This window comes from Streptomyces sp. NPDC101151 (genome assembly GCF_044768335.1).
Taxonomy (GTDB): Bacteria; Actinomycetota; Actinomycetes; order Streptomycetales; family Streptomycetaceae; genus Streptomyces.
Genome location: NZ_JBIWPP010000003.1, coordinates 16,657 through 41,968 on the forward strand (window position 1 = coordinate 16,657; position 25,312 = coordinate 41,968).

20 protein-coding genes and 1 pseudogene are annotated in these 25,312 nt (G+C 71.3%); 8 read left to right on the top strand and 13 right to left on the bottom strand.

Annotated elements, in window-relative coordinates; genetic code table 11:
- Positions 1–8 precede the first annotated feature (8 nt).
- Positions 9–1,097 (top strand): bile acid:sodium symporter family protein, encoded by a 1,089-nt coding sequence (locus ACIRU3_RS05940; protein WP_404051958.1) that lies wholly within the window; start codon positions 9–11, stop codon positions 1,095–1,097.
- Positions 1,098–1,121: 24 nt separating this feature from the next.
- Here the strand turns inward: ACIRU3_RS05940 and ACIRU3_RS05945 are convergent, their stop codons facing one another.
- Entirely contained in the window at positions 1,122–2,999 is a 1,878-nt protein-coding gene (locus ACIRU3_RS05945; RefSeq protein WP_404051961.1) for an exo-alpha-sialidase, read from the bottom strand.
- Between the two features lie 142 nt (positions 3,000–3,141).
- Complete coding sequence (locus tag ACIRU3_RS05950) at positions 3,142–4,059, bottom strand: zinc-binding alcohol dehydrogenase family protein (RefSeq protein WP_404051963.1); 918 nt, start codon at positions 4,057–4,059, stop codon at positions 3,142–3,144.
- 123 nt (positions 4,060–4,182) lie between these two features.
- Between ACIRU3_RS05950 and ACIRU3_RS05955 the strand changes: the two genes are divergently transcribed.
- Together ACIRU3_RS05955 and ACIRU3_RS05960 are read left to right on the top strand one after the other, a co-directional pair.
- The gene (locus ACIRU3_RS05955) at positions 4,183–4,620 is read left to right on the top strand and encodes a MarR family winged helix-turn-helix transcriptional regulator (protein ID WP_404051965.1); all 438 of its coding nucleotides are present in this window, start codon (positions 4,183–4,185) and stop codon (positions 4,618–4,620) included.
- Between the two features lie 19 nt (positions 4,621–4,639).
- Complete coding sequence (locus ACIRU3_RS05960) at positions 4,640–5,167, top strand: isochorismatase family protein (RefSeq protein ID WP_404051968.1); 528 nt, start codon at positions 4,640–4,642, stop codon at positions 5,165–5,167.
- A 4-nt stretch (positions 5,168–5,171) separates the two neighbouring features.
- Here ACIRU3_RS05960 and ACIRU3_RS05965 read toward each other — a convergent pair whose 3' ends face one another.
- Positions 5,172–5,891: an SDR family oxidoreductase gene (locus ACIRU3_RS05965; protein ID WP_404051971.1), complete on the bottom strand. Its 720-nt coding sequence runs from the start codon at positions 5,889–5,891 to the stop codon at positions 5,172–5,174.
- Positions 5,892–6,033: 142 nt separating this feature from the next.
- Here ACIRU3_RS05965 and ACIRU3_RS05970 point away from each other — a divergent pair, with 142 nt between their 5' ends.
- Positions 6,034–6,867, top strand: coding sequence for a LysR family transcriptional regulator (locus ACIRU3_RS05970; protein WP_404051974.1), 834 nt, complete (start codon positions 6,034–6,036; stop codon positions 6,865–6,867).
- Between the two features lie 70 nt (positions 6,868–6,937).
- Here ACIRU3_RS05970 and fdhD read toward each other — a convergent pair whose 3' ends face one another.
- The 5 genes and pseudogenes from fdhD to ACIRU3_RS05995 form a co-directional block, all read right to left on the bottom strand.
- On the bottom strand, positions 6,938–7,786 hold the full coding sequence (fdhD, locus tag ACIRU3_RS05975) for a formate dehydrogenase accessory sulfurtransferase FdhD (protein WP_404051977.1): 849 nt from the start codon (positions 7,784–7,786) through the stop codon (positions 6,938–6,940).
- A 7-nt stretch (positions 7,787–7,793) separates the two neighbouring features.
- Positions 7,794–8,654, bottom strand: coding sequence for a 2Fe-2S iron-sulfur cluster-binding protein (locus tag ACIRU3_RS05980; RefSeq protein WP_404051979.1), 861 nt, complete (start codon positions 8,652–8,654; stop codon positions 7,794–7,796).
- Positions 8,651–10,475 (bottom strand): annotated as a pseudogene (locus tag ACIRU3_RS05985) (NAD(P)H-dependent oxidoreductase subunit E). The gene ACIRU3_RS05980 and the pseudogene ACIRU3_RS05985 overlap by 4 nt, the downstream one beginning before the upstream one ends.
- Positions 10,476–10,479: 4 nt before the next feature.
- Positions 10,480–12,399: a molybdopterin oxidoreductase family protein gene (locus ACIRU3_RS05990; protein WP_404051982.1), complete on the bottom strand. Its 1,920-nt coding sequence runs from the start codon at positions 12,397–12,399 to the stop codon at positions 10,480–10,482.
- Positions 12,396–13,367, bottom strand: coding sequence for a 2-dehydropantoate 2-reductase (locus ACIRU3_RS05995; RefSeq protein WP_404051985.1), 972 nt, complete (start codon positions 13,365–13,367; stop codon positions 12,396–12,398). Before ACIRU3_RS05995 ends, ACIRU3_RS05990 begins: the two co-directional genes overlap by 4 nt.
- A 206-nt stretch (positions 13,368–13,573) precedes the next feature.
- On the opposite strand from ACIRU3_RS05995, the gene ACIRU3_RS06000 reads away from it, so the two are divergent.
- From ACIRU3_RS06000 to ACIRU3_RS06015, 4 genes are all read left to right on the top strand, one after another.
- Entirely contained in the window at positions 13,574–14,908 is a 1,335-nt protein-coding gene (locus tag ACIRU3_RS06000) for an OFA family MFS transporter (protein ID WP_404051988.1), read from the top strand.
- Positions 14,883–15,011, top strand: a complete 129-nt coding sequence (locus tag ACIRU3_RS06005) for a hypothetical protein (RefSeq protein WP_404051990.1) — start codon at positions 14,883–14,885, stop codon at positions 15,009–15,011. Before ACIRU3_RS06000 ends, ACIRU3_RS06005 begins: the two co-directional genes overlap by 26 nt.
- A 141-nt stretch (positions 15,012–15,152) precedes the next feature.
- Positions 15,153–16,100, top strand: a complete 948-nt coding sequence (locus tag ACIRU3_RS06010; protein WP_404051992.1) for a beta-ketoacyl-ACP synthase III — start codon at positions 15,153–15,155, stop codon at positions 16,098–16,100.
- A gap of 230 nt (positions 16,101–16,330) precedes the next feature.
- A complete protein-coding gene (locus tag ACIRU3_RS06015; protein WP_404051995.1) occupies positions 16,331–17,008 on the top strand; it encodes a GntR family transcriptional regulator in 678 nt (225 codons plus the stop codon).
- Positions 17,009–17,221: 213 nt separating this feature from the next.
- On the opposite strand, the gene ACIRU3_RS06020 is transcribed toward ACIRU3_RS06015, so the two are convergent.
- The 5 genes from ACIRU3_RS06020 to ACIRU3_RS06040 form a co-directional block, all read right to left on the bottom strand.
- Positions 17,222–18,628, bottom strand: a complete 1,407-nt coding sequence (locus tag ACIRU3_RS06020; RefSeq protein ID WP_404051998.1) for an OFA family MFS transporter — start codon at positions 18,626–18,628, stop codon at positions 17,222–17,224.
- A gap of 1 nt (position 18,629) precedes the next feature.
- A complete protein-coding gene (locus ACIRU3_RS06025) occupies positions 18,630–20,012 on the bottom strand; it encodes an MFS transporter (RefSeq protein WP_404052001.1) in 1,383 nt (460 codons plus the stop codon).
- A gap of 122 nt (positions 20,013–20,134) precedes the next feature.
- Complete coding sequence (locus tag ACIRU3_RS06030) at positions 20,135–22,279, bottom strand: acetate--CoA ligase family protein (protein WP_404053155.1); 2,145 nt, start codon at positions 22,277–22,279, stop codon at positions 20,135–20,137.
- A gap of 4 nt (positions 22,280–22,283) precedes the next feature.
- On the bottom strand, positions 22,284–23,525 hold the full coding sequence (gene frc, locus ACIRU3_RS06035; protein WP_404052003.1) for a formyl-CoA transferase: 1,242 nt from the start codon (positions 23,523–23,525) through the stop codon (positions 22,284–22,286).
- Between the two features lie 10 nt (positions 23,526–23,535).
- Positions 23,536–25,218, bottom strand: coding sequence for a thiamine pyrophosphate-binding protein (locus tag ACIRU3_RS06040; RefSeq protein WP_404052006.1), 1,683 nt, complete (start codon positions 25,216–25,218; stop codon positions 23,536–23,538).
- Positions 25,219–25,312 lie beyond the last annotated feature (94 nt).

The window sequence follows — 25,312 nt, forward strand, 5'->3', positions numbered from 1 at the left end:
GGAGCACCGTGAAACGCCTGCGCTGGCCGAGCTGGATGCCGATCGACCCCTACATCGTGCTGTTGCTCGGCACGGTGGGTCTCGCGGCGCTCTTCCCGGCCCGCGGCGTCGGCGCCGACGTCGCCTCCTGGGCCTCCACGGCCGCGATCGCCTTTCTGTTCTTCCTCTACGGCGCCCGGCTCTCCACCCGCGAGGCCGTGGACGGCCTGCGGCACTGGCGGCTCCACATCACCGTCCTCGCCTGCACCTTCGTCGTCTTCCCGCTGCTCGGCCTCGCCGCCCGCGGCCTGGTGCCGGTGATGCTGACCCAGCCGCTGTACCAGGGCCTGCTGTTCCTCACCCTGGTGCCGTCCACGATCCAGTCGTCGATCGCCTTCACCTCGATCGCCCGGGGAAACGTGCCTGCCGCCATCTGTGCCGGCTCGTTCTCCTCCCTGGTCGGCATCGTCGTCACCCCGCTGCTGGCCGCCGCGCTGCTGGGCAGCAACAGCGGCGGGTTCTCCGCCGACTCCGTGGTGAAGATCGTGCTCCAGCTGCTGGTGCCGTTCCTCGCCGGGCAGCTGACCCGATACTGCGGAGTCAGAAGGGGCCGCGCGAAGCGCGTCGAGCAGGGTGGTGGTGGGCGGCAGGCGGGCGGCTTCGTCGCCCGGCACAAGAAGGTCCTCGGTCTGGTCGACCGCGGCTCGATCCTGCTGGTCGTCTACACCGCCTTCAGCGAGGGCATGACCCAGGGCATCTGGCACCAGGTCAGCCCCGTCCGGCTGGCCGCACTGCTCGTCGTCGAGGCCGCCGTGCTGGCCCTGATGCTCGTCCTGACCTGGTACGGCGGCAGGGCGCTCGGCTTCGGCCGGGAGGACCGGATCGCCATCCAGTTCGCCGGGTCGAAGAAGTCGCTCGCCTCCGGGCTGCCCATGGCGAGCGTCCTGTTCGGCGCCCATGCCTCGCTGGCCGTACTGCCGCTGATGCTCTTCCACCAGATGCAGCTGATGGTCTGCGCGGTCATCGCCAAGCGGCGCTCCCACGACCCGGAGGCCGCCGAGGAACCGGCCGGGCCGGCCACGGGGTCACGCACCGCGGTCGGCACCGGCTCCCGCTGAGGCACGCCGGGCGTCGGCCGCCGGTCAGCCGCGGACCCGGTCGAGGGGCAGCCACAGCACGGTGTCCTTCGCGGACCGCAGCACCTTCGGGTCGGACAGTTCCTCGTCGGTGAGGGCGCGGTCCCAGACACGGACCTCGTCGATCGCGCCGGTGAAGAAGGCCCGGCTGTCCATGCGCTGGCCGATGTGCACCCCGAAGGGTGAGTTGCGGCTGACGGAGCCCGGCACATCGCCGACGCCGGACCGCGTACCGTCGACGGACAGCGAGAGCCCGTCGGCGCCCCGGCGCAGGACCAGGTGGTGCCACTGGCCGTCGTTGTACGCGGTGGCCGTACGCACGAATGCGGTCTGCGGAGCGGCCGCACCGTTGCGGACGGTGATGAGGCCCTGGATGCGGTTGTTCGCGGGCTCGCCGCGCACCCACACCTGCGGCTGACTGGTGCCGATGCCCCCCATCCACAGCAGCGGCTGCTCCCCGGTCGTGGCCGCGTACCGGAACCACAGCGACGCGGTGAAGTCCCCGCTGCCGAGCGGAAGCCCGGGGCGGTAGGGCAGGCGGACGGCGTCGTCGGTGCCGTCGAACTCCAGCGCCCCGCCGGACACACCGTCCGTCTCCTCGGCGCCGCCGAGCACCGCGGCCGGGCGGGCGTGCCGGGCGAGGTCGGCGGTACGCGGGTCGGGGCCCCGGCGCGGGGCGAGCCAGTCCTCGGTGAAACGGGCGAAGCGGATCTCGTCGCGCGCGTCGACCGCCCCGCCCTCGTACATCAGGCCCACCGTGTCGTGGTCGGCTCGCACCAGGTCGGAGTAGCCGGACCAGTCCGTGGTGACGACCGTGCCGCGGTCCACGCTGTCCCAGGTACGGCCGCCGTCGTAGGAGGAGCGGATCATCATGGTGCGCCGCCGGTCGGGGTCGGCGGGGCAGGCGAGCAGGATGCGGTCGCCCAGGCGCAGCATCGAGCCCTGCACCTGCGGGGTGTAGAGGTCCGGCAGGTCGCGGAAGGGCGCGGTGAAGCTGCTGCCGCCGTCCCGGCTGAGCGCCTGGGTGCGGTGTCCGAGGTCGGTGCCGTCCTGCTCACGGCCGCTGACCAGGACCGAGCCGTCCGTGCGTTCGGTCAGGGTGACTTCGGACGGCTTCTGCCGGAAGGTTCCGTCGGCGGCGATCGGCCAGGTGTCGGTGGCGCCGATCCGCCAGTGCCCGCCGTGGTCGTCGCTGACGATGAGCGCGGCGTGGTTGGCGGTGACCCGGCTGCCGTCCCACGTCTCGGTGTTGACGCCGAAGACCAGCCGGCCGGCGTAGCGGCCACGCGTGAGCTGGATGCCGTGCACGGGGCCGGTCGCGTACCAGGAGTTCCAGTCGGCGGGCAGGATCTCGGGGCTCAGGTCGCGCGGCTCGGACCAGGTCAGTCCGTCGTCGTCGCTGAACTGGAGGTGCGGGGTGCGGTCACAGGGCACCGAGCAGCCGGCGCTGTCCGTACGCCCGGTGTTGTACGTCTCGGCGAGCCAGATCCGGCCGGTGTCGCGGTCCACGATCGGTGCCGGGTTGCCGTGGGTGTCGCCCGCGCCCTCGTTGACCACCCGCAGTGGTCCCCAGGTGCGGCCGCCGTCGGTGGAGCGCTTGACCACGATGTCTATGTCGGCCGCGTCCCCGCAGTTGAGGACCCGGCCCTCGGCGAACGCCAGCAGCGTGCCGTCGGTCGACCGCACGATCGCAGGAATGCGGAAGCAGGCGTAGCCGGGGTCCTGGGACGCCTTGAAGAGGATCTGCTGTGCGAACTCCGGTGTGCCGGCGGCCGGCTGGGCGTGGGCGGGATGGGGGGAGGCGAGCGGCAGCACGAGCAGCCCCGCTGCCGTGAGGGCGGTGACCAGTGCGGATCTGAGACGGGCGCGAAGACCTGACGGCATGCTGCGACCTGCCCTTCGGCGGGACGGACATCCGGACATCCGGACGTCCCACGTCCAACGTCCGTCCCGTCGACGGTAGTTGGGGCTCGGGAGCCCCACAAGAAGCGTGCAGAACAAGACCGGAACAAGAAGCGGGCGAAGGCTACGGGCGCAGGACGACCTTGCCGAGATTGGACCGGGTCTCGATCGCCTCGTGCGCCTGCGCCGCGTCCTCCAGCGCGAACTCGCCGTGCACGGCGGGCCTCAGGGTGCCCTCGGCGAACAGCCGCCACAGCTCGTGCCGCCACCGCTCGTACAGCTCCGGCCGGCCGCGGGCGATCAGCGCCATCTGGAAGCCGATCACCGACTTGGCGCCGACCAGCAGGTCGTAGGCCTGGACCGTGCCGCCGCCCGAGCTGTAGGCGACCAGACGGCCGTGCGCGGCGAGTGCGGCGACAGCGGGGGTGAGCAGGTCGCCGCCGACCGCATCCAGGACACAGTCGACGGGATCACCCCACCTGCCGTCGCCGTAGGGGACGCAGTCGTCCGCGCCGAGCGAGCGCACGAAGTCCGCCTTGGCCGGATCGGAGACGGCGCCCACCACCCGGCCGGCACCCCGCGCCCGCGCCAGCTGCACCGCGAGATGCCCGACCCCGCTCGCCGCGGCCGTGACCAGCACCGACTCGCCCGGTTCGGGGCGAGCCGCCTCCAGTGCGCCGTATGCCACCAGCCCGCTGCGCACCAGCGCGACCGCGTCGACGGCGGTCGCCTTCTCGGGCACGGGCGAGGCCATGGTCTCGTGCAGCACGGCGAAGTCGGCGTACCCGTGTCCGAAGCACAGCCCGGTGACCCGGTCGCCGGTGCGGAAGCGGGTCACGCCCTCACCGACCGCCACCACCTCGCCGGCGAGCTCCCCGCCCAGTGCGATCGGCTCGGCGGCCTCGGCGACCTTGCGGACGACGGGCAGGGTGACGCCGACCGCCTCGCAGCGCACCAGCAATTCGCCGGCCGCCGGCTCGGGGACCGGAGCCTCCTCCAGGAGCAGGGGCCCGCCGGTGGACTCGTATCGAACGCGACGCATCGCAACCTCCAAAGGCCGGGCAGCACCCGGCGGACCGTTGGGAACACCCATGAATTCATTGGGGGCCCCAACGGTACTGAAGGTTCATTGGGGTGTCCAATGATTCTTCGGTAGGCTGCCGGTATGGCCGAAGCACCCCTCCCCGCGATCCGTGCCCTGCCCAGCTGGCTCCTCGGCCGGGCCGCCGCCCGCGGCCGCGCCCTGGTCGCCGCCGCCCTGGCGGCCGAAGGCCTGAAGATGTGGCACCACGTGGTCCTCTCCGCCGTCCGTGACCTCGCCCCCGTCGCCCAGGCCGACCTCGGTCGCGGTGTCGGCCTCGACCCCAAGGACCTGGTCGGCGTCCTCAACGATCTGCAGGCCGCCGGCCTCGTCGTGCGCGCCCCCGACCCCAAGGACCGGCGCAAGAACGCGGTCTCCCTCACGGACGACGGCGCCCGCCTGCTCACCCGCTGCGAGAAGGCCGCCCGGGAGGCCAACGACGAACTCCTGGCCCCTCTGTCGACAGCAGAACGCGATCAGTTCATGGGCCTGTTGATCCGGATTTCCGGCACGGACGGCTGATCGCGGCTAACGTTCCGTCATGACCGCAGCTTCCGTGCTCGATCCGCAGCGCACCGCCCTCGTCCTCGTCGACCTGATGGACCGCATCGTCGCGCTGCCCCTTGAACCCCGCAAAGGCACCGAAGTGCTGGCCACCGCCGAGCAGTTGGCGACCACCTTCCGCTCCGCCGGCGCGCTCGTCGTCCTGATCCGGGTCGAGAGGCCCACGGTCGCCGAGCAGCCGCCCGGCAGCGGGCTGGCGGCGGGACTGCGCAGGGACGGCGACCTGGAGATCGTCAAACGCACCATCGGCGGCTTCCACGGCACGGGCCTGGACGAGCGGCTGCGCGAACGCGGCATCCGCACCCTGCTGTTCGGCGGCATCGCCACCAACCTCGGCGTCGAATCCACCGCCCGCGCGGCCGCCGACCTCGGCTACGACCTCGTCTTCGTCGAGGACGCCATGGCCGCGTTCACCGCCGCCGAGCACGAGGCCTCGGTCAGGCTCGACTTCCCGAGGCTGGGAACCGTCGTGACCGCCTCCCAGGTACGCCTCGCGGCCGGCTGACCCCTCACACCAGCGCCCCGCCCCCGTCCACGAGAACCACCGAACCGGTGCTGTAGCCGCCGCGCATCAGATACAGGTACGCCTCCGCCACATCCGCCGGCTCGCCGACCCGCCCCACCGGGAGCGACTCGGCGGACGAGCGGAACAGCCCCTCCCGCTCGACCTGCGGCAGCTCCCGCCACAGGTCGGTGCGCACCAGACCGGGCGAGACCACGTTCACCCGAACCGGCGCCAGCTCCAGGGCCAGCGCCCGGGTCAGGGACTCCATCGCCCCGCACAGCGCCGCCGCGGCGGTCGTCCCCGGCATCGGCCGCCGCCCCGCCGTCCCGGTGGTCAGCACCACCGAACCGCCCTCGCGAATCGAGTCGGCGCCGTACTTGACCGCCGAGTACGCACCCCACAGCCGTGTGTCCAGGAACCGCCGGGCCCGCACGAGATCCGTCTCGGCCAGGCTCTCCAGCAGCAACGACTCGCCGGCCGTGTACACCAGGTGGTCGAAACCGCCGATCCGCTCGAAGAAGCCGCGTACCGACGCCTCGTCCGTCGCGTCCAGCACATGCCCCTCGGCGCTGTCCGGCAGCCGCTTCAGCGCCGCGTCCACGCTCTCCTGCCGGCGCGAGGCGACCACCACCTCGGCACCCGCCCGCGCAGCGCCCTCGGCGACCGCGAACCCGATGCCCGACGTACCCCCGATGACGACGACACGCTGTCCCTGCAGATCCATGGGAAGTCCCTCTCCAAGCCGGTGTTCCACCTCGTTCGGACGCTTTCCAGCCTGCGGCTGTGAGGACCCGCCCGTCCAAGACCTCTTTCGCCGACGGCGATACCCTGGAGGTATCGCCACCTGTACGACGGAAGGGGCAGCCATGGACCTGGATCTGCGGAAGGTCCGCTATTTCGTTGCGGTGGCCGAACTGCTCCACTTCGGCCGTGCCGCCGAACGGCTGCACATCGCCCAACCCGTCCTCAGTCGTCAGATCAGGGCGCTGGAGAAGGACTTGGGCGCCGATCTGTTCGTACGCGACAGCCATGGCGTGTCGTTGACCGAAGCCGGGCGGCAACTCCTCGACGACGGGCGACAGTTGCTCGACTCGGCCGACGGGACCCGGCGCCGCGTCCTGCGGGCCGCGCGCGGGACCGGGCGGCTCGTCGTCGGCTTCCGCGCCGGCGTCGTCGTCACCCACGCCCTGCGCGCCTTCTGGGCCACCCACCCCGACGTGGAGGGCCACGCCCGCCGGATCGAATGGGACGACCAGGAGCGGCTGATCCTCGACGGCACCGTCGACGTCGCCTACGTACGACGGCCCGTCCAGGAGGACGGACTGGAACTGCGCCCCCTGTACGGCGAGCCCCGTGTGGCGATGCTCCCGGACGGCCACCGGCTCGCCGGGAAGCAGGAGCTGTCCCTCGCCGACCTCGAGGCCGAGACCTGGCTCCGCTACTCCGATCCCCTCCCCGGCGACCTGCCGATCCGTACCATCGAGGAGAAATTCGAATGCGTGGCCGCGGGCACCGGCATCACACTCGTCCCGCGCTCGGTCGCCGAGCAGTACTCCCGTCCGGACATCAGCTACGTACCCGTCACCGACGCCGAACCCGACCAGGTCCTGCTGGCCTGGGCGGCCGGCCGGCACTCACCGCTGATCGCCGCGTTCGCCGAGGTCGCGGCACTGGCGGGCGAGGCGGCCGGACGCGACTGAGGCGGGGCCCCGCGGCGCAGGGGGCGCTCCCCGCCGGTCGGGGCCCCGCCGCCGTGCCGCGGGGAACCGGTCAGCCCTGGGCGGCCGTGGCCCGCAGGGCGACGCGGTCCTCGCCCGCGTACACGTTCATCGAGCTGCCCCGCAGGAATCCCACCAGGGTCAGACCCGTCTCCAGGGCCAGGTCCACCGCCAGCGACGACGGCGCGGACACCGCGGCCAGCACCGGGAGGCCCGCCATCACGGCCTTCTGCACCAGCTCGAACGAGGCCCGGCCCGAGACCAGCAGGATCGTCCGGGACAACGGCAGCCGCCCGTCCTGCAGCGCCCGCCCGACCAGCTTGTCGACCGCGTTGTGCCGGCCCACGTCCTCCCGTATGTCCAGCAGCTCCCCGTCCTCCGTGAAGAGGGCGGCCGCGTGCAGACCCCCGGTCCGGTCGAACACCCGCTGGGCCGCGCGCAGCCTGTCGGGGAGGCTCGCGAGCAGCTCGGGGGTGACCCGGACCGGGGGAGTGTCGGCGATCGGCCAGCGGGCGGTCGTGCGTACGGCGTCCAGGCTGGCCTTGCCGCACAGGCCGCACGAGGAGGAGGTGTAGACGTTCCGCTCCAGGGTGAACTCCGGCAGGGCGACGCCCGGCGCGGTCCGCACGTCGACCACGTTGTAGGTGTTCGAGCCGTCGGCCGTCGCGCCCGCGCAATAGACGATGTTCTGCAGATCCTCCGTGGCGGCCAGCACGCCCTCGCTCACCAGGAACCCCGCCGCCAGCGGGAAGTCGTCTCCCGGCGTGCGCATGGTGATCGCGAGCGGCTTCCCGTTCAGCCTGATCTCCAGGGGTTCCTCGGCGACGAGGGTGTCCGGCCGGGTGGAGACGGCCCCGTCCCGGATGCGGAGGACCTTTCGTCGTTCCGTGACTCGTCCCATGTCCTGATCAGCCCCGGTTCTGTACGTGCTGGTAGCCGAAACGGCCCTTGATGCAGAGGTTGCCGTGGGTCACCGGGTTGTCGTGCGGTGAGGTGACCTTGACGATCTCATTGTCCTGCACATGGAGCGTGAGGTTGCAGCCCACTCCGCAGTATGCGCACACCGTGGTCGTCTCCGTCTGCCGTGACTCGTCCCAGGTACCCGCCGCCCGCATGTCGAACTCCGACTTGAACGACAGCGCCCCCGTCGGACACACCTCGACGCAGTTCCCGCAGTACACGCAGGCGGAGTTGGTGAGCGGCGCATCGTGCTCGACGGCGATCCGCGCGTCGAAGCCGCGCCCGGCCACCGAGATCGCGAAGGAGTTCTGCCACTGGTCGCCGCACGCGTCGACGCACTTGTAGCACAGGATGCACTTGTCGTAGTCGCGCACATACAGCTCGTTGTCGACCCTCGGCTCCTCGTTCAGCCGGGCCGCGTCCGGGCCGAACCGATCCGGCTTCGCCTCGTACTCCTTGATCCACTCGGCGGCCCTCGGGGTGGTCGACAAGTCGACCGAGGAGGCCAGCAGCTCCAGCACGATCTTCCGGCTGTGCCGGGCCCGCTCCGTGTCCGTACGGACCTCCATCCCCGGCTCGGCCCTGCGCGAGCAGGCCGGCACGAGCGTCCGCGCCCCTTCCACCTCCACCACGCACACCCGGCAGGCGTTCTTCGGACGCAGCGTGTCGCCCTGGCACAGGGTCGGGATGTCCTTGCCCGCCGCCCGGCACGCGTCCAGGACGGTCGAGCCCTCCGGGACCCGGGCCTGCTCGCCGTCGATCGTGAACTCCAGCAGACGGCGCGGGATCCCCAGCGGTGTGACGGTCATTCGTACGCCCCCAGACGGTCGATGGCGGATTCGACGGCGTTCCACGCGGTCTGCCCCAGACCGCAGATCGAGGCGTCCCGCATCGCCCGGCCCACCTCGCGCAGCAGGGCGATGTCGTCGGCGGCCCCGGCGCCCGTGCGCTCCACGATCCGGTGCAGCGCCTCCTCCTGCCGGACCGTCCCGACCCGGCACGGCACGCACTGCCCGCAGGACTCGTCACGGAAGAACTGGGCTATGCGCAGCAGCAGGCGCGGGAGCGGCACGGTGTCGTCGAAGGCCATGACCACGCCCGAGCCCAGCGTGGTCCCGGCCTCCCGGGTGCCTTCGAAGGTGAGCGGGATGCCGAGTTCGTCGGGCCGTACGAACCCGCCGGCGGCGCCGCCCAGCAGCACCGCCCGCAACCGGTCCCGCACGCCGGCCAGCCTCAGCAGCTCGCCGAGCGTCGTACCGAACGGCAGCTCGTACACGCCGGGCCGCGCCACGCTGCCCGACACGCAGAACAGCTTGGGGCCGGTGGACCGCCCGGTGCCGATCGCCGCGTACGCCGGTGCCCCCATCGTCAGGACCGGGAGCACGTTGACCAGCGTCTCCACATTGTTCTCGACCGTGGGCCTGCCGAACAGGCCCTTCTCCACCGGGAACGGCGGCTTGGACCGGGGCTCGCCCCGGTGGCCCTCGATGGAGTTGAACAGAGCGGTCTCCTCGCCGCAGATGTAGGCGCCGGCCCCGCGCCGGATCTCGATGTCCAGGCGGTAGCCCTGGCCGAGGATGTCCTCGCCGAGCAGCCCGCGGGCGCGGGCCCGGTCGACCGCATGCCGCAGACGGTGAAGGGCGCGCGGGTATTCCCCGCGGATGTACACGAAGGCCCGGTGTGCGGATATCGCGTACGACGCGATCGTGATCGCCTCCACGAGCGCGTACGGGTCGCCCTCCATCAGCACCCGGTCCTTGAAGGTGCCCGGTTCGGACTCGTCGGCGTTGCACACCAGGTAGTGCGGACGGTCCGGCTGGGACGCCGTGGCCTGCCACTTGCGGCCGGTGGGAAAGGCCGCGCCGCCGCGCCCGACCAGCCCCGAGTCGGTGATCTCCCGGATCACCCCGGCGGGACCCAGCTCGAAGGCCCGCCGCAGGGCCGTGTAGCCGCCGTGCGCCCGGTAGTCGTCCAGCGAGGACGGATCCACCACGCCGACCCGGCGCAGCAGCACCAGCGACGGATCGCCCGCCTGGGGCACGGCCGCCCCCGCCGGCGGCTCCTCGGGCGCCGCGTCCGGCACGCTCGCCGCGTGCACGGCCGCCTCGGCGGCCGCCGGCGCCGACACGGCCGTACGCACCGGATCGCCCGCCCGGATCGCCAGGGCGGCGGGGGGCGCGCTCGCACAGGCCCAGACAGGGGCCGCGCTCGACGCTCACCCCGCTGTCCGGGCCGAGCCGCGACTCGATCCCGGCACACAGCTCGCCCGCGCCGGCGGCCGTGCAGGCCAGGTCCGTGCAGACGTGCAGGACGGTCGCGGGGCGCGGCCTCAGCGAGAACATCGCGTAGAAGGAGGCCACGCCGTACGCCTCCGCCGGCGGCACGGTCAGCCGCCGGCACAGGTAGTCGAGGGCGCCCTCGCTGATCCAGCCGATCCGGTCGTTGATCGCGTGCAGCCCCGGCAGCAGCAGTTCGCGCCGGTCGCGGGCCGCACGGCCGCCACGCGCCCACCTCAGGTCGGCATCCGTTCGGTCGGCGCCCTCCCAGGACGACTCCGGGGGGCCCAGCAACGCGTCGACGGCGGCCCGTTCCTCGTCCGTCGGCTTGCTGTCGCCGAAGTGCAGATCCACGCCATCACCTCACGTACGTCACGGCCGGGAGCTTCTCGATCCGGATCGCCGACGCCTTGAACTCCGCCGTGCCCGCGATCGGGCAGTTCGCCTCGATCGTCAGCTGGTTGGTGTCCACCTCGTCGGGAAAGTGCATGGTCATGAAGGCGAGGCCGGGCCGGAGCGCGGTGTCGACCCACACCGGCGCCAGCACCGAGCCGCGCCGCGAGGACACCCGCACCTCCTCACCGACGACGACCCCGTACCGCTCGGCGTCCTCCGGGCACAGCTCGACGTACTCGCCGCGCCGCAGCGGAGAGGCGAAACCACCGCTCTGCACACCGGTGTTGTACGAGTCCAGGCGCCGGCCGGTGGTGAGCCGGATCGGGTACTCCTCGTCCGTGAGGTCCACCGGCGGATCGTGCTGCACCAGCCCGAACGGCGCCGGAATCCCGCGCCTCTCGGGGTCCGGCTCCCACAACCGGCCGTGCAGATAGGTGGGTTCGAGCCGCTGGGTGCTCGGGCACGGCCACTGGATGCCCTGGTGCTCCTCCAGCCGCTCGTACGTCATCCCGTAGTGGTCCGGGGACACCGACCGCAGCTCGTTCCACACGGCCCGTGCGTCGGCGTACTTCCAGTCGTGGCCGAGCCGGGCCGCCAGCTCACAGATGATGTCGATGTCCTCACGGGCCTCGCCGGGCGGGGTCACGGCACGGCGCACCCGTTGCACCCGCCGCTCGCTGTTGGTGGTCGTGCCCTCCGTCTCCGCCCACCCGGCGGTCGCCGGCAGCACCACGTCCGCCGACTCGGCCGTCTTCGTCAGGAAGATGTCCTGCACGACGAGGAAGTCCAGCGCGCCGAGCCGCCGTACGGCCTGCTCGCTGTCGGCCTCCGACTGCGCAGGGTTCTCCCCGATGCAGTACACCGCCCGCAGCGAGCCCTCCTCCATCGCCTCGAACATCTCTGTCAGATTCAGTCCGTAGTGCGGCTGGATGACGGTGTCCCAGGCCGACTCGAACTTCAGCCGGACGTCGGCGTCGAGGATGTCCTGGAAGCCGGGCAGCCGGTTGGGGATCGCGCCCATGTCGCCGCCGCCCTGCACGTTGTTCTGCCCGCGCAGCGGCTGCAGACCGGAGCCGTACCGGCCGACATGGCCGGTCAGCAGGCACAGGTTGATCAGCGCGCGCACGTTGTCGGTGCCGTTGTGGTGCTCGGTGATGCCGAGCGTCCAGCACAGCTGGGCCCGCTCGGCGCGGGCGTAGGCGTGCGCCAGCTCCTGTACGGCACGGGCCGGCACGCCGGTCACCGTTTCCGCGAGCGACAGCGTCCACGGTTCGACCAGCTTGCGGTACTCCTCGAACCCCGAGGTGGCCCGCTGGACGAACGCCTCGTCGACCAGGCCCGCGTGGATGATCTCCCGGCCGATCGCGTGCGCCATCGGGATGTCGGTGCCGACGTTCAGCCCGAGCCAGCTCTCGGCCCACTCGGCGGTGGACGTCCGGCGCGGGTCGACCGCGTACATCCGGGCGCCGTTGCGGATGCCCTTCAGTACATGCTGGAAGAAGATCGGGTGCGCGAAGCGGGCGTTGGACCCCCACATCACGATGACGTCGGTGTGCTCGATCTCCTCGTACGACGACGTGCCGCCGCCGGAACCGAAGGCGGCCGACAGGCCCGCGACGCTCGGGGCGTGACATGTCCGGTTGCAGGAGTCGACGTTGTTGGTGCCCATCACGACCCGGGCGAACTTCTGCGCCACATAGTTCATCTCGTTGGTGGCGCGGGCGCAGGAGAACATCCCGAACGCGTCCCGGTTCCGCCGCAGCCCCCGCGCGGCACGGTCCAGCGCCTCCTCCCAGCTCGCCCGCCGGAACGGCTCGTCGCGGGAGTCCCGCACCAGGGGATGAGTGAGCCGGGTGTAGGTCTTGGGCTGCCGTTTCCTCATGCGGCGCTCCTCAGGGCGAGCAGGTCCGAGATGGCGTGCACGGTGCGCAGGGTGGGCACCGGAACGCCGGTGATCTCCGCGAGTTCAACGACGGCCGCGAGCAGCACGTCGAGTTCCAGCGGTTTGCCGCGCTCCAGGTCCTGGAGCGTCGAGGTGCGGTGGTCGCCGACGCGTTCCGCGCCCGCGAGCCGCCGTTCGACGGAGACCCCGACCTCGCAGCCGAGCGCCTCGGCGACGGCGAGGGTCTCGCGCATCATCGTCTCGATGACCCGGCGGGTGCCGCCGTGCAGGCACATCTGCCGCATCGTGGCGCGGGCCAGCGCGCTGATCGGGTTGAAGGAGATGTTGCCGAGCAGCTTGACCCAGATGTCGCCGCGCAGGTCCTGTTCCACCGGGCACTTCAGGCCGCCGGCCTTCATCGCCTCGCTGAAGTCCAGACAGCGCGCCGAGACGCTGCGGTCGGGCTCGCCGATGGCGAACCGGGTGCCTTCCAAGTGCCGTACGACACCGGGGGACTGCAGTTCGGTCGCCGCGTAGACGACGCAGCCGACGGCCCGTTCTGGCGCGAGGACGGCGCTGACCGCGCCGCCCGGGTCGACGCTCTCGACGCGGTGACCGTCGTAGGGGCCGCCGTGCCGGTGGAAGTACCACCAGGGGATGCCGTTCTGTGCGGCCACCACCGCCGTCCGCTCGTGCAGCAGCGGCTTGATCAGCGGCCCGCATGCCGCGTACGCGTTGGCCTTCAGGCCCAGGAAGACGAAATCGGCCGGTCCGACCCCGGTCGGGTCGTCGGTGGCCCGGGGGTGCGCGGTGAAGTCGCCGCGCGGGCTGAGCACGCGTACTCCGTACTGCCTCATGGCCGCGAGATGCGGTCCACGGGCGATGAGGTGCACATCGGCGCCCGCGCGGTGGAGCGCGGCACCGACGTAGGCGCCGATCGCACCGGCGCCGAGGACTGCGACTTTCACGGGAACGCTCCGTTCGGTTTGAGGGATACCGCGGAGGTGGGGGAGGAGGAGCCGAATCCTGTCGACGAAATATTGTCTACAGTATGGAGAGGGGGGCAGCAAGGGGTCGCGCGCCGACCGTTGAACGCATTCCGCATACCGTTCACCGCATACGGTCGACGCGGCGTCTTCTCAACTCCCGCGCCCCGCCCTACCGTCCGGGAGTCATGAGCAGCCCCCCTGTGGCACCCCCGGGCTGGAGCCGCTGGCTCGTCCCGCCCGCTGCCCTCTCCGCCCATCTGTCCATCGGCCAGGCCTACGCCTGGAGCGTGTTCAAGCCGCCCCTCGAGTCCGCACTGCATCTCGACGGCACCCAGAGCGCACTGCCCTTCCAGCTGGCGATCGTGATGCTCGGGCTGTCGGCCGCGTTCGGCGGCACGCTGGTCGAGCGCAACGGCCCGCGCTGGGCCATGACCGTGGCCCTCGTCTGCTTCTCCTCCGGCTTCCTGATCTCCGCGCTCGGCGCCGAGACGAAGCAGTACTGGCTGATCGTCCTCGGTTACGGCTTCGTCGGCGGGATCGGCCTCGGCATCGGTTACATCTCGCCCGTCTCCACCCTCATCAAGTGGTTCCCGGACCGGCCGGGCATGGCCACCGGCATCGCCATCATGGGCTTCGGCGGTGGCGCGCTGATCGCCTCGCCCTGGTCGGCTCAGATGCTCGAGTCGTTCGGCACCGGCCACACCGGGATCGCCCTCGCGTTCCTGGTGCACGGGCTGTCGTACGCCCTCTTCATGACGCTCGGCGTGCTCCTGGTGCGCGTGCCACGTGCGGAGGAGCCAGCGGCGAGCGCGAGCGGGCCGAGCGTCGTCGACGGCGTGCAGGTGTCCGCCCGCAGCGCCGTGCGCACCCCGCAGTTCTGGTGCCTGTGGGTGGTCCTGTGCATGAACGTGACCGCCGGCATCGGCATCCTGGAGAAGGCCGCGCCGATGATCACGGACTTCTTCGCGGACAGCTCCACCCCGGTGTCGGTCTCGGCGGCCGCCGGCTTCGTCGCCCTGCTGTCGGCGGCCAACATGGCCGGCCGGATCGGCTGGTCTTCCACCTCCGACCTGATCGGACGCAAGAACATCTACCGCGTCTATCTCGGCGTCGGCGCGGTGACGTACCTGCTGATCGCCCTGTTCGGGGACACGTCGAAGCCGCTGTTCGTGCTGTGCGCGCTGGTGATCCTCTCCTTCTACGGCGGCGGCTTCGCGACGATCCCCGCCTATCTGAAGGACCTCTTCGGCACGTACCAGGTCGGTGCCATCCACGGCCGGCTGCTCACCGCCTGGTCCACGGCCGGGGTGCTCGGCCCGCTGATCGTCAACTGGATCGCCGACCGGCAGGAGGCCGCCGGCAAGCACGGCTCGTCGCTGTACGGGCTGTCGTTCGGCATCATGATCGGCCTGCTCGTCGTCGGCTTCGCCGCCAACGAACTCGTCCGTCCGGTCCACGCCCGTCACCACGTCCCCGCCCAGAGGGAGGCCGCAGATGCCCAGCGACAGCAGCCCGCCTAGCCGACGGGGCCTGATCGCCCTGGCCTGGCTGTGGGTCGGAGCACCCCTCGCCTACGGGCTGTACGAACTCGTGCAGAAGGCGACGCAGCTGTTCACGGGGTGAGTGCTCGGGCGTCCGAGGGTCTGAGGGAAGCCGACAACTCGGGCGCCCGATTCCTGTGGCTTCACCTGCCGTCGTACCCGCGAGTCACTGATCAGACTGGTGGATCCCGCTACTCACGGCACCACCGAGGGGACCCACGACATGCACGGCACGCGCATCGCCGCCATTGGTCACTACCAGCCTGCGAAGGTGCTCACCAACGACGAGCTGGCAGGCATGGTCGACACCAGTGACGAGTGGATCCGCAGCCGGGTGGGCATCCGGACCCGGCACATCGCGGGGCCGGACGAACCGGTCGACGAACTCGCCGCACACGCCGCGGCCAAGGCCCTGGCCGCCGCCGGGCTCACGGCCACGGACATCGACCTGGTGCTGGTGGCCACGTCCACCGCCGTCGACCGTTCCCCGAACACCGCCGCCCGGGTGGCCGCGCGCCTCGGCATCCCGCAGCCGGCCGCGATGGACGTGAACGTCGTCTGCGCCGGCTTCACCCACGCTCTCGCCACCGCCGACCACACGGTCCGGGCGGGCGCCGCGACCCGGGCGCTCGTCATCGGCGCCGACAAGATGTCCGAGGTCACCGACTGGAGCGACCGCACCACCTGCGTCCTGGTCGGCGACGGGGCCGGGGCCGCCGTGGTCGAGGCGTGCGCGCCGGGGCAGGAGGCCGGGATCGGACCGGTGCTGTGGGGATCGGTGCCGGAGATGGGCAACGCGGTGCGCATCGAGGGCACCCCGCCCCGGTTCGCCCAGGAGGGGCAGAGCGTCTACCGCTGGGCCACCACCCAGCTGCCGCCCATCGCCCGGCGCGCCTGCGAGAAGGCCGGCATCGACCCCGCCGACCTTGCCGCGGTCGTCCTGCACCAGGCCAATCTGCGCATCATCGAGCCCCTCGCCGGCAAGATCGGCGCCGTCAACGCGGTGATCGCCCGCGATGTCACGGAATCGGGGAACACCTCCGCGGCCAGCATCCCGCTCGCCCTGTCCAAGCTGATCGAACAGGGCGCGGTCCGCAGCGGCGACGCGGCCCTGCTGTTCGGCTTCGGCGGCAACCTGTCGTACGCCGGGCAGGTCGTGCGGTGCCCGTGAAGCCGTTTGCGGGGGAGCGCGGGGCGACCTTGAAACCCTCCGGGGGGCGCACGGGGCGCCCGTGAAACCGTCCGCGGGGGCGCGCGGGGCGGCGTGACGCGTTCAACTCCCGCTACCTCTGGCTTTTGTGCACCGTAGACTGTAGACGAAAGACAATCCATAGTGGGCAGTCCACCGTGTACCGCACACAGCCCGCTGTGGACGGCTGCCAGCCGAGGAGGGGGACCGCGATGTTGTCGACCGGACTGCCGCAGGGGGCCGTGCCCAAGCTGGAACGGCCCGGACCCTTGCGCGACCGTGTCTACGAGGCGCTGCTCGAACTGATCACCACCCGCGCCCTGCAGCCCGGCCAGCACCTCGTGGAGAGCGAACTCGCCGGACACCTGGGCGTGTCCCGGCAGCCGGTGCGCGAGGCGCTGCAGCGGCTGAACACCGAAGGCTGGGTCGACCTGCGGCCCGCGCAGGGCGCGTTCGTCCACGAGCCCACCCAGGAGGAGGCCGACCAGCTCCTGACGGTCCGCACCCTCCTGGAGGCGGAGGCGGCCCGGCTCGCGGCCCAGAACGCCGACAAGGCGGGCATCGAGGCGCTGGAGGCGCTGTGCGCCGAGGGCGAGAAGGCGGTCGCGGCCGAGGACGTGGACCGTGCGGTCGCTCTCAACGCGGCCTTCCACGCCAAGGTGATGGACCTGGCGGGCAACACGGTTCTCGGTGAACTGGCCGCCCAGGTCGACCGCCGGGTGCGCTGGTACTACACGCCGGTGGCCCGGCAGCGAGGCCGGCAGTCGTGGATCGAGCACCGCGGACTGATCACCGCGATCGCGGACCGTGACGAGCAGCGCGCCACCCACCTGATGCGCGAGCACACGGAGCACACCCGGCGCTCGTACCACGAGCGGAACGCGACCTGAGCGGCGACGGCGGACCGGTTGCGGTGGGCTTCGGTCCTCGAGCAGCCGCCATGCGGTGAGGGCGAGTCCTGCCCGGGTCGGGCGGCCCGTCTCTTCGGCCGGGCCTGTCGCGAGCCGGATGCGCCCGTCCATGCCGTGTTCCCCCTCCAGCGATCGGTGAGCAGACCGCAGAGGGGGAACACCGCCTGGGGCGAGCGGAGTTGTGGCAGGCCGTCAGGAGGCCGGCTGCGGCTCCACGGCCGGTACCCCCGTCCCGCCGGCCCGGCCCGGCTGCCGCAGCAGCAGGGCGATCGCCGCCGCCACCATCGAGACGCCGCCGGCCAGGGCGTAGGCGCCGTTGTAGCCCCAGGCACCGACCACCATCGAGCCGAGGCCGCCGCCGAACAGGCCGCTGACCAGCTTGCCGCTGTACACCAGGCCGTAGTTGGTGGCGTTGTAGTTCTCGCCGAAGTAGTCCGGGGTCAGTGCGGCGAACATCGGGTAGAAGGCGCCGCCGCCGAAGCCGGAGAGGAAGGCGAAGAACAGGAACAGCCACTCGTTCTTCATGTCACCGGCCCAGATGACGCCGAACTGGGCGAGCCCGAGGACCACGATGACGAACACGAGCGTCGTCTTGCGGCCCCACAGGTCGGACAGCCATCCGACCACGGCGCGGCCCACGCCGTTGATGACGGCCATGACGCCCATCGAGGAGGCCGCGACCAGGGGACCGAAGCCGACGTCCTTGGCGAAGTCGACCTGGAAGGAGATCCCGAAGATCGACACTCCGGCGGTCATGACGACCGTGATCCACATCAGCGGGAGCATGCCGGTCCTGATGGCCTCCTTGGGCGTGAACTGGCGTACCGCCGGAGGGTTCTTCGCCAGACTCGCCGCGCTCTTGCCGTTCCCGGAGTGCGACAACGGGTCGACGTCGGCCGGCCACCAGTTCTTCGGCGGATCCTTGAAGAAGAACGCACAGACCGCGACCGCGATCAGTACGTAGACGCCGATCAGGTCGAGCACCTCGTCGTAGTTTCCGGTGTCGAAGGCGTAGTTGAAGATGAAGATGAAGGGCAGGGAGCCGTAGGCGAAGCCCCCGTTGACGAAGCCGGTCCTGGCGCCGCGCCGCTCCGGGAACCACTTGCCGACCATGTTGATGCACGTCGCGTAGATCAGCCCGGAGCCGACACCGCCCACCACGCCGAAGCCGCAGACGGCCAGCAGTACGTTGTCGAGGTGGGCGAGGGCCAGGAAGCCGAGCAGGCACATCGCGGCGCCTATGTACATGGCCCGGCGCGCGGTGAGAATGCCCCGCTCGCGCAGCCAGCCGGCCGGAAAGGCGATGCCCGCCTGGAAGAAGACCCAGACGCTCAGGATCCAGAAGGTGTTGCTCTGGGTCCAGCCATGGGCCGACGACAGGGTGTCCTCCGCCGATCCGTAGGCGTACTCGGAGACGCTGATGGCCATCATGGAGATCCAGGGGAGGTACACCATGAACTTGCGGGAGTGGCCGAGGATGTCCCGGTCGGTCTCGCCGATGCGGTAGACCCGGCCCCGGGCGTCGGTCACTTCGCGGTACGGGCGGTTCGGCGTGCCGGGGCCGGCCGGAGTGTTCCTTGTTGTGGGATCTGCCGTCATGTCAGGCCATCTCCTCGCCGAGGGGGTGCGGATTGGGGACGATGTGCCGGGCGCTCGGTCGGCCCGGAGCCTTGAGGAAGAGCGCCGGCACGGCGCAGGCGAGCCCGGTGCAGCCCGCCAGGACGAAGGCGCCGTGAGGGTGCAGGGCGCCGGGGGAGCCGGCTGCCGTGCCGAAGCCGGCGAGCACGGCGACGACCAGGGAACCGGCGACCAGCCCGTAGACGCTCGCGCTGTGGTTCTCGCCGAAGTGGTCCGCGGCCAGCGCGGTGACCAGCGCAAGGACCGCGCCGCCGGCGAGCCCGGCGGCCGCCGCGCAGCCGAGGAAGAGCGGGACGCTGCCGGCCCCGCCCGCGGCCAGCACCCCGAACTGCGCGATTCCCAGCACCAGACAGGCCGCGATCACGGTGCTGCGCCGCCCGATGCGGTCGGAGAGCGCACCGACCGCTCCCAGCCCGGCTCCGGCCGTGACGGCCAGGGCCACCGCCGTCCGCACGGCCTGGGCGGTGAACCCTGCCTCCCGGCCGAACGGCACCAGGAAGCGGATGCCGAGGGCGGTGACGCCGGCCGCGCCCAGCAGACAGAGCCACATGGGCCACAGCACCGGGGTGCGGGCGGCTTCCGCGGGGGTGTACTGGCGCACGGCGGGCGGGTTCTTCTCCCTTGCACGCCGTGCGACCGGATCGGCGGGCACCCTGAGCGGGTCGATGTGCGGCGGCCACCAGTTCTTCGGCGGGTCCCGGAAGAACCAGCCGGCCGACGCCACCACGAGGCTTACCCCGGCCCCCGTCGCGGCGAGCAGGATCCGGTGGTCCGCCCGGCCGAGCGCGGAGCCGAGGACGGGAAGGAACGGCACGGCCCCGAAGGCGAAGCCGCTCGCCACGAAGCCCGTCGGGCCGCCACGGCGCTCGGGATACCACTTGCCGGGCAGGGTCAGACAGGTCGCGTGGACCAGTCCGGCGCCGACGCCGCCGAGCACGCCGAAGCCCAGACAGGCGACCGGGAGGTTCGGTGCGAACGCGAGCGCGAGATACCCGAGCAGGATGCCGAACGCGCCGGTCAGGACGGCCGTGCGGGCGGGCAGGCGGCGGCTCTCCCGCAGCAGCCCGGCGGGAAGGGCGACGGCGGCCTGGCACAACGCCCACAGGCCGGCCGGCCAGAAGAGGTCTCCGCCCCCCTGGTGGGCGTCACGAAGACCGTCCCGCGCGGCGACGAACGCGTACGCGGCACAGGTGACGCCCGTCAAGCCCAGCCAGGGCAGGACGACCATCCAGATGCGGCTGCGGCCCATGATGTCGACGTCGCTCTCGCCGACCCGGTACACGCGGCCCTTGCGGTCCCTCACCTCCCTGCACAGGAGGGAGGCGGGTGGATCGGTGGTTTCCATGGTGTGGCTGCACCCCTTGCGTCGAAAGCTCTGGCCAGCGCCCCCTGTCCAATGCCTTTCGTGCGCGCACGGGTCCCGGGGCCGGCCGACGCGCACCGCCGGCCGGCCCCTCCTCACTCACCTCATGAACCGCCCCCCAACAAGCCGGCCGCCCGCGCCCACCGGTACTTCGCGCCGAGCACGGCGACCGGCCGCTCGGTCGTGTACGGATACGCCACGACCCCTCGCTCGTAGAGGTACTGGCAGGCCTCCTCGACCTCGACGTCCCCGGCGAGGGAGGCCACGACAGGCTTCTCGATGCCCCGTTCGCGGAACTCGGCGACCACGCGAGCGGTCAGCTCGGCGAACACCATCGGCGGGGTGACGATCGTGTGCCAGTAGCCGAGCACCAGCGCATGGATCCGCGGATCCTCCAGCCCCAGCCGGATCGTCGCCTCGTACGTCGACGGCGGCTCGCCCCCGGTGATGTCCACCGGGTTGCCGGCCGCCCCGAACGGCGGGATGAACCGGCGGAAGGCCTCGTCCAGATCGGGCGGGATCTCCATCAGGGACAGCCCGTTGTCGGTCACCGCGTCGGACAGCAGCACGCCGCTGCCGCCCGCGCCGGTGATGATCACCACGTTGTCGCCCTTGGGGGCGGGCAGGACGGGGAGGGCGCGGGCGTACTCCAGCATGTCGTTCAGGCCCGGCGCCCGGATGACGCCCGCCTGCCTGAGGATGTCGTCGTACACCGCGTCGTCGCCCGCGAGTGCCCCGGTGTGCGAACCGGCCGCCTTCGCGCCCGCCGCCGTGCGACCGGCCTTCAGCACCACGACCGGCTTCTTCGGCACGGTCGCGCGTGCCGCCTCCACGAACGCCCGCCCGTCCTTGAGGTCCTCCAGGTGCATGGCGATGCACTCGGTGTGCGGGTCCTCGCCGAACCAGGTCAGCAGGTCGTCCTCGTCCAGGTCCGACTTGTTGCCGAGGCCGACGATCGCCGACACACCCGTCTTCGTGGTGCGGGCGAAGCCCAGGATGGCCATGCCGATGCCGCCGGACTGCGAGGTCAGCGCCACCGGGCCCTTGACGTCGTAGGGCGTGCAGAACGTGGCGCACAGGTCGTGCCAGGTGGAGTAGTAGCCGTAGATGTTCGGGCCGAGGAGGCGGACGCCGTGCCGCTCGGCGATCCGCACGATCTCCGCCTGGAGTTCGTGCTCGCCGGTCTCCGCGAAACCGGAGGGGATGAGGACGGCGTTGGGGATCTTCTTGCGTCCCACCTCTTCCAGGGCCGAGGCCACGAACCTGGCGGGGATGGCGAAGACGGCCACATCCACCTCACCGGGAACGTCCGTGACACTCTTGTACGCCTTGCGGCCCTGGATGTCATCGGCCTTGGGGTTCACCGGATGGATCTCCCCGGAGAATCCGCCGTCGACGAGGTTGCGCATCACCGAATTGCCGATCTTGCCCTGCTCGTTGGAGGCGCCGATGACGGCGACGGAGGAGGGCTGCATCAGCCGGCGCATCGTCGACAGGATGTCCTCGCGCGCATACCGGCGACGCGACGGCGCCGGCGACTCGGCGAGGATCACCCGGATGTCGGCGGCCATCGCGCCCTCGGGAGTCGCGACCACCGGATTGAGATCCACCTCCGCGATCTCCGGGAAGTCCGCGACCAGTCGGGACACCCGCCGGATCTGTTCGGCGACCGCCCACCGGTCCACGCCCGCCCGCCCGCGCACCCCGCGCAGGATCTCCGCCGACCGTATGGAGTCGAGCATCGACAGCGCCTCGTCGGCCGACACCGGCGCGAGGCGGAACGTCACGTCCTTCAGCACCTCGACCAGCACTCCGCCGAGCCCGAACGCCACGACCTTCCCGAAGGTGGGATCGGTGACCGCGCCGACGATGACCTCCTGCCCCTCGGGCAGCAGCTCCTGCACCTGGACGCCCTCGATACGGGCCGCGGCGTCGTAGGCCCGCGCGTTCTCGACGATCCGGCAGAACGCGGCCCGCACCTCGGTCGCGCCCTCCACCCCGACGACCACTCCGCCGGCGTCGGTCTTGTGCAGGATGTCCGGCGAGACGATCTTCATCACGACGGGCCCCCCGAAGCGAGCCGCCGCGGCCACCGCCGCATCCACGTCCCTGGCCAGCTCCTCGCCCGGTACGGCGATCCCGTACGCGTCGGCGATCACCTTGCCCTCGGGCGCGGTCAGCGCGCTGCGGCCCTCGGCGCGCACGGAGTCGAGGAGCGACCGCACCCTCAGCACCCGGTCTTCGGCCATCACGTCAGATCACTCCGTTCGACTTCAGCAGGCGCAGCTCCTCGTCGCCGAGGCCCAGTTCGCCGATGTAGACCTCTTCGTTGTGCTCGCCGAGCAGGGGTGAACCGGTCACCTCGACGGGGGAGTCGGAGAGCTTGAGCGGGCTGCCCACAGTGACGAACTCGCCGCGCTCGGGGTGCGGGACGCGCACCACCATCTCGTTGGCGGCGAGCGAGGCGTCCTCGATGATCTCCTTGGTGGAAAGGATCGGCCCGCACGGGATGTTGTGCGCGTTCAGCCTCTCCAGGACCTCCCACTTGGGGAGCGTCGACGACCACTCCTCGATCAGCTGGAACATCTTGCTCAGCTTCGGCAGCCGGGCCCGAGGGGTCGCCCACTCGGCGTCGTCGGCGAGTTCGGGCCGGCCGATGAGTGCGCTGAGGGGTTTCCAGCCGACGGGCTGGACGATGACGTACACATAGTCGTTCGGGCCGCCGGGCGCGCACTTGACCGCCCAGCCCGGCTGGCCGCCGCCGGACGCGTTGCCCGAGCGGGGGACCTCGTCGCCGAAGTCCTCGTTGGGGTATTCGGCGAGCGGCCCGTGCGTCAGGCGTTGCTGGTCGCGCAGCTTCACCCGGCACAGGTTGAGCACGGCGTGCTGCATGGCCACGTTGACCCGCTGCCCACGCCCGGTCCTCTCCCGCTGGAACAGCGCCGCGAGTATCCCCGCCACGGCGTGCACACCCGTCCCCGAGTCCCCTATCTGGGCGCCGGTCGCGAGCGGCGGCCCGTCCTCGAAGCCGGTGGTCGACATCGACCCGCCCATGGCCTGTGCGACGACCTCGTACGCCTTGAAGTCGGTGTACGGGCCGTCCCCGAACCCCTTGATGGAGGCATAGACGATCCGAGGGTTGATCTCCTGGACGCGGTCCCAGGTGAATCCCATGCGGTCGACCGCGCCCGGGCCGAAGTTCTCGACCATGACGTCCGAGCGCCGGATCAGCTCGGTGAGGATGTCCTTGCCGCGGTCGGTCTTGGTGTTGAGCGTGATGCTGCGCTTGTTGCAGTTGAGCATCGTGAAGTACAGCGAGTCGACGTCAGGCAGGTCCCGCAGCTGCCCACGGGTGATGTCGCCGGTCGGCGCCTCCAGCTTGACGACGTCGGCGCCGAGCCAGGCGAGCAGCTGGGTGGCGGAGGGCCCGGACTGGACGTGCGTCATGTCCAGGACGCGGATGCCGTCGAGTGCTTTGATGGGCGTTCCGGTCATGCGGGCCACCTCACTTGTACATCGTCTGGTTCATGGTTCCGGGGGCGTACGCGTCCGGGTCGACCCAGACGTTGATCAGCGACGGCTTGCCCGACTCGCGGGCCCGGCGCAGCGCGGGGCCGATGTCGGCGGGGTCGCGGACCTCCTCGCCGTAACCGCCGAGCATCCGGGCGAACTTGTCGTACGCCACGTCGCCGAGGGTGTTGCCGACCCGCTCGCGCTCCTTGCCGTACTTGGCGGCCTGGCCGTAACGGATCTGGTTCATCGAGGAGTTGTTGCCGACGATGCCGACGAACGGGAGGCCGTAACGGACGAGGGTCTCGAAGTCCCAGCCGGTCAGGGAGAACGCGCCGTCGCCGAAGAGCGCGACGATCTCCTTGTCGGGACGTGCCTGCTTGGCGGCGAGCACGAAGGGGACACCGACGCCGAGGGTGCCCAGCGGCCCCGGGTCCATCCAGTGGCCGGGCGACTTGGGTTGGACGACCTGCCCGGAGAAGGTGACGATGTCGCCGCCGTCTCCTATGTAGATCGAGTCCTCGGTGAGGAAGTCGTTGATCTCGCCGACCAGCCGGTACGGATGGATGGGCGAGGCGTCCGAGCGCAGCTGCGGCAACCGCTTCTCGATCGCCGTCTGCTCGGCCGCGCGCAGTTCGTCCAGCCACTCCTTGCGCCTGGACGCGCCGCCGTTGATCCGCCCCGAGGCGGCCTCCGTCACTGACTTCAGCACGAGGCCGGCGTCGCCGACGATGCCGAGGTCGATGTCCCGGTTCTTGCCGACGGTGCGGTAGTCCAGATCGATCTGCACGACCGTGGCGTCGGGGGAGAGGCGTTTGCCGTACCCCATGCGGAAGTCGAACGGGGTGCCGACGATGACGATGACGTCGGCGTGGGAGAACGCGTACCGGCGGGAGAGCTGGAAGTGGTGCGGGTCGCCCGGCGGGAGCGTGCCGCGGCCCGCTCCGTTCATGTACGCCGGGATGTTCAGGGCGCGTACGAGGTCGATGGCGGCCTCGGTGCCGCGGGTCGTCCACACCTGGCTGCCCAGCAGGATCGCGGGCTTCTCGGCGTGCACCAGCAGGTCGGCGAGCTTCTCGACGGCCTCCGGGTCGCCGGCCGAGCGGGTCGAGGCCCGGTAGGCGCCGGACCTCGGCACCCGAGCCCTGTCCGCCGGCACCTTCGCGTCCAGGACATCGCGGGGGATCTCCAGGAAGGAGGGGCCGGGCGCGCCGTGGTAGCACTCACGGAACGCCATCGACACCATGTCCGCCGCCCGTGCCGTGTCCGGCACCGTCGCCGCGAACTTGGTGATCGGAGCCATCATGTCGACGTGCGGCAGGTCCTGCAGGGACCCCATCTTGTGCTGGGTGAGCGCCCCCTGGCCGCCGATCAGCAGCATCGGGGACTCCGCGCGGAAGGCGTTGGCGACCCCGGTGACCGCGTCGGTGGTGCCGGGGCCCGCGGTGACCACCGCGCAGCCCGGTTTGCCGGTGATCCGGGCGTAGCCGTCGGCGGCGTGTGCGGCGACCTGTTCGTGCCGTACGTCGATGACTTCTATGCCCTCGTCGACGCAGCCGTCGTAGATGTCGATGATGTGGCCGCCGCACAGGGTGTAGATGCGGTCGACCCCCTCGGCCTTCAGTGCCTTGGCAACGAGATGACCACCGGAGATCACGTCCTGGGTGTCGTCGGGCATGGCGAGGTCCTTGTCCCTTCGTTCAGGGGTGGGAACGCGCTGGTGCAGCGCATCCACGGGTTCGCTGCATACGGTCGACTGTCGATTGCATACA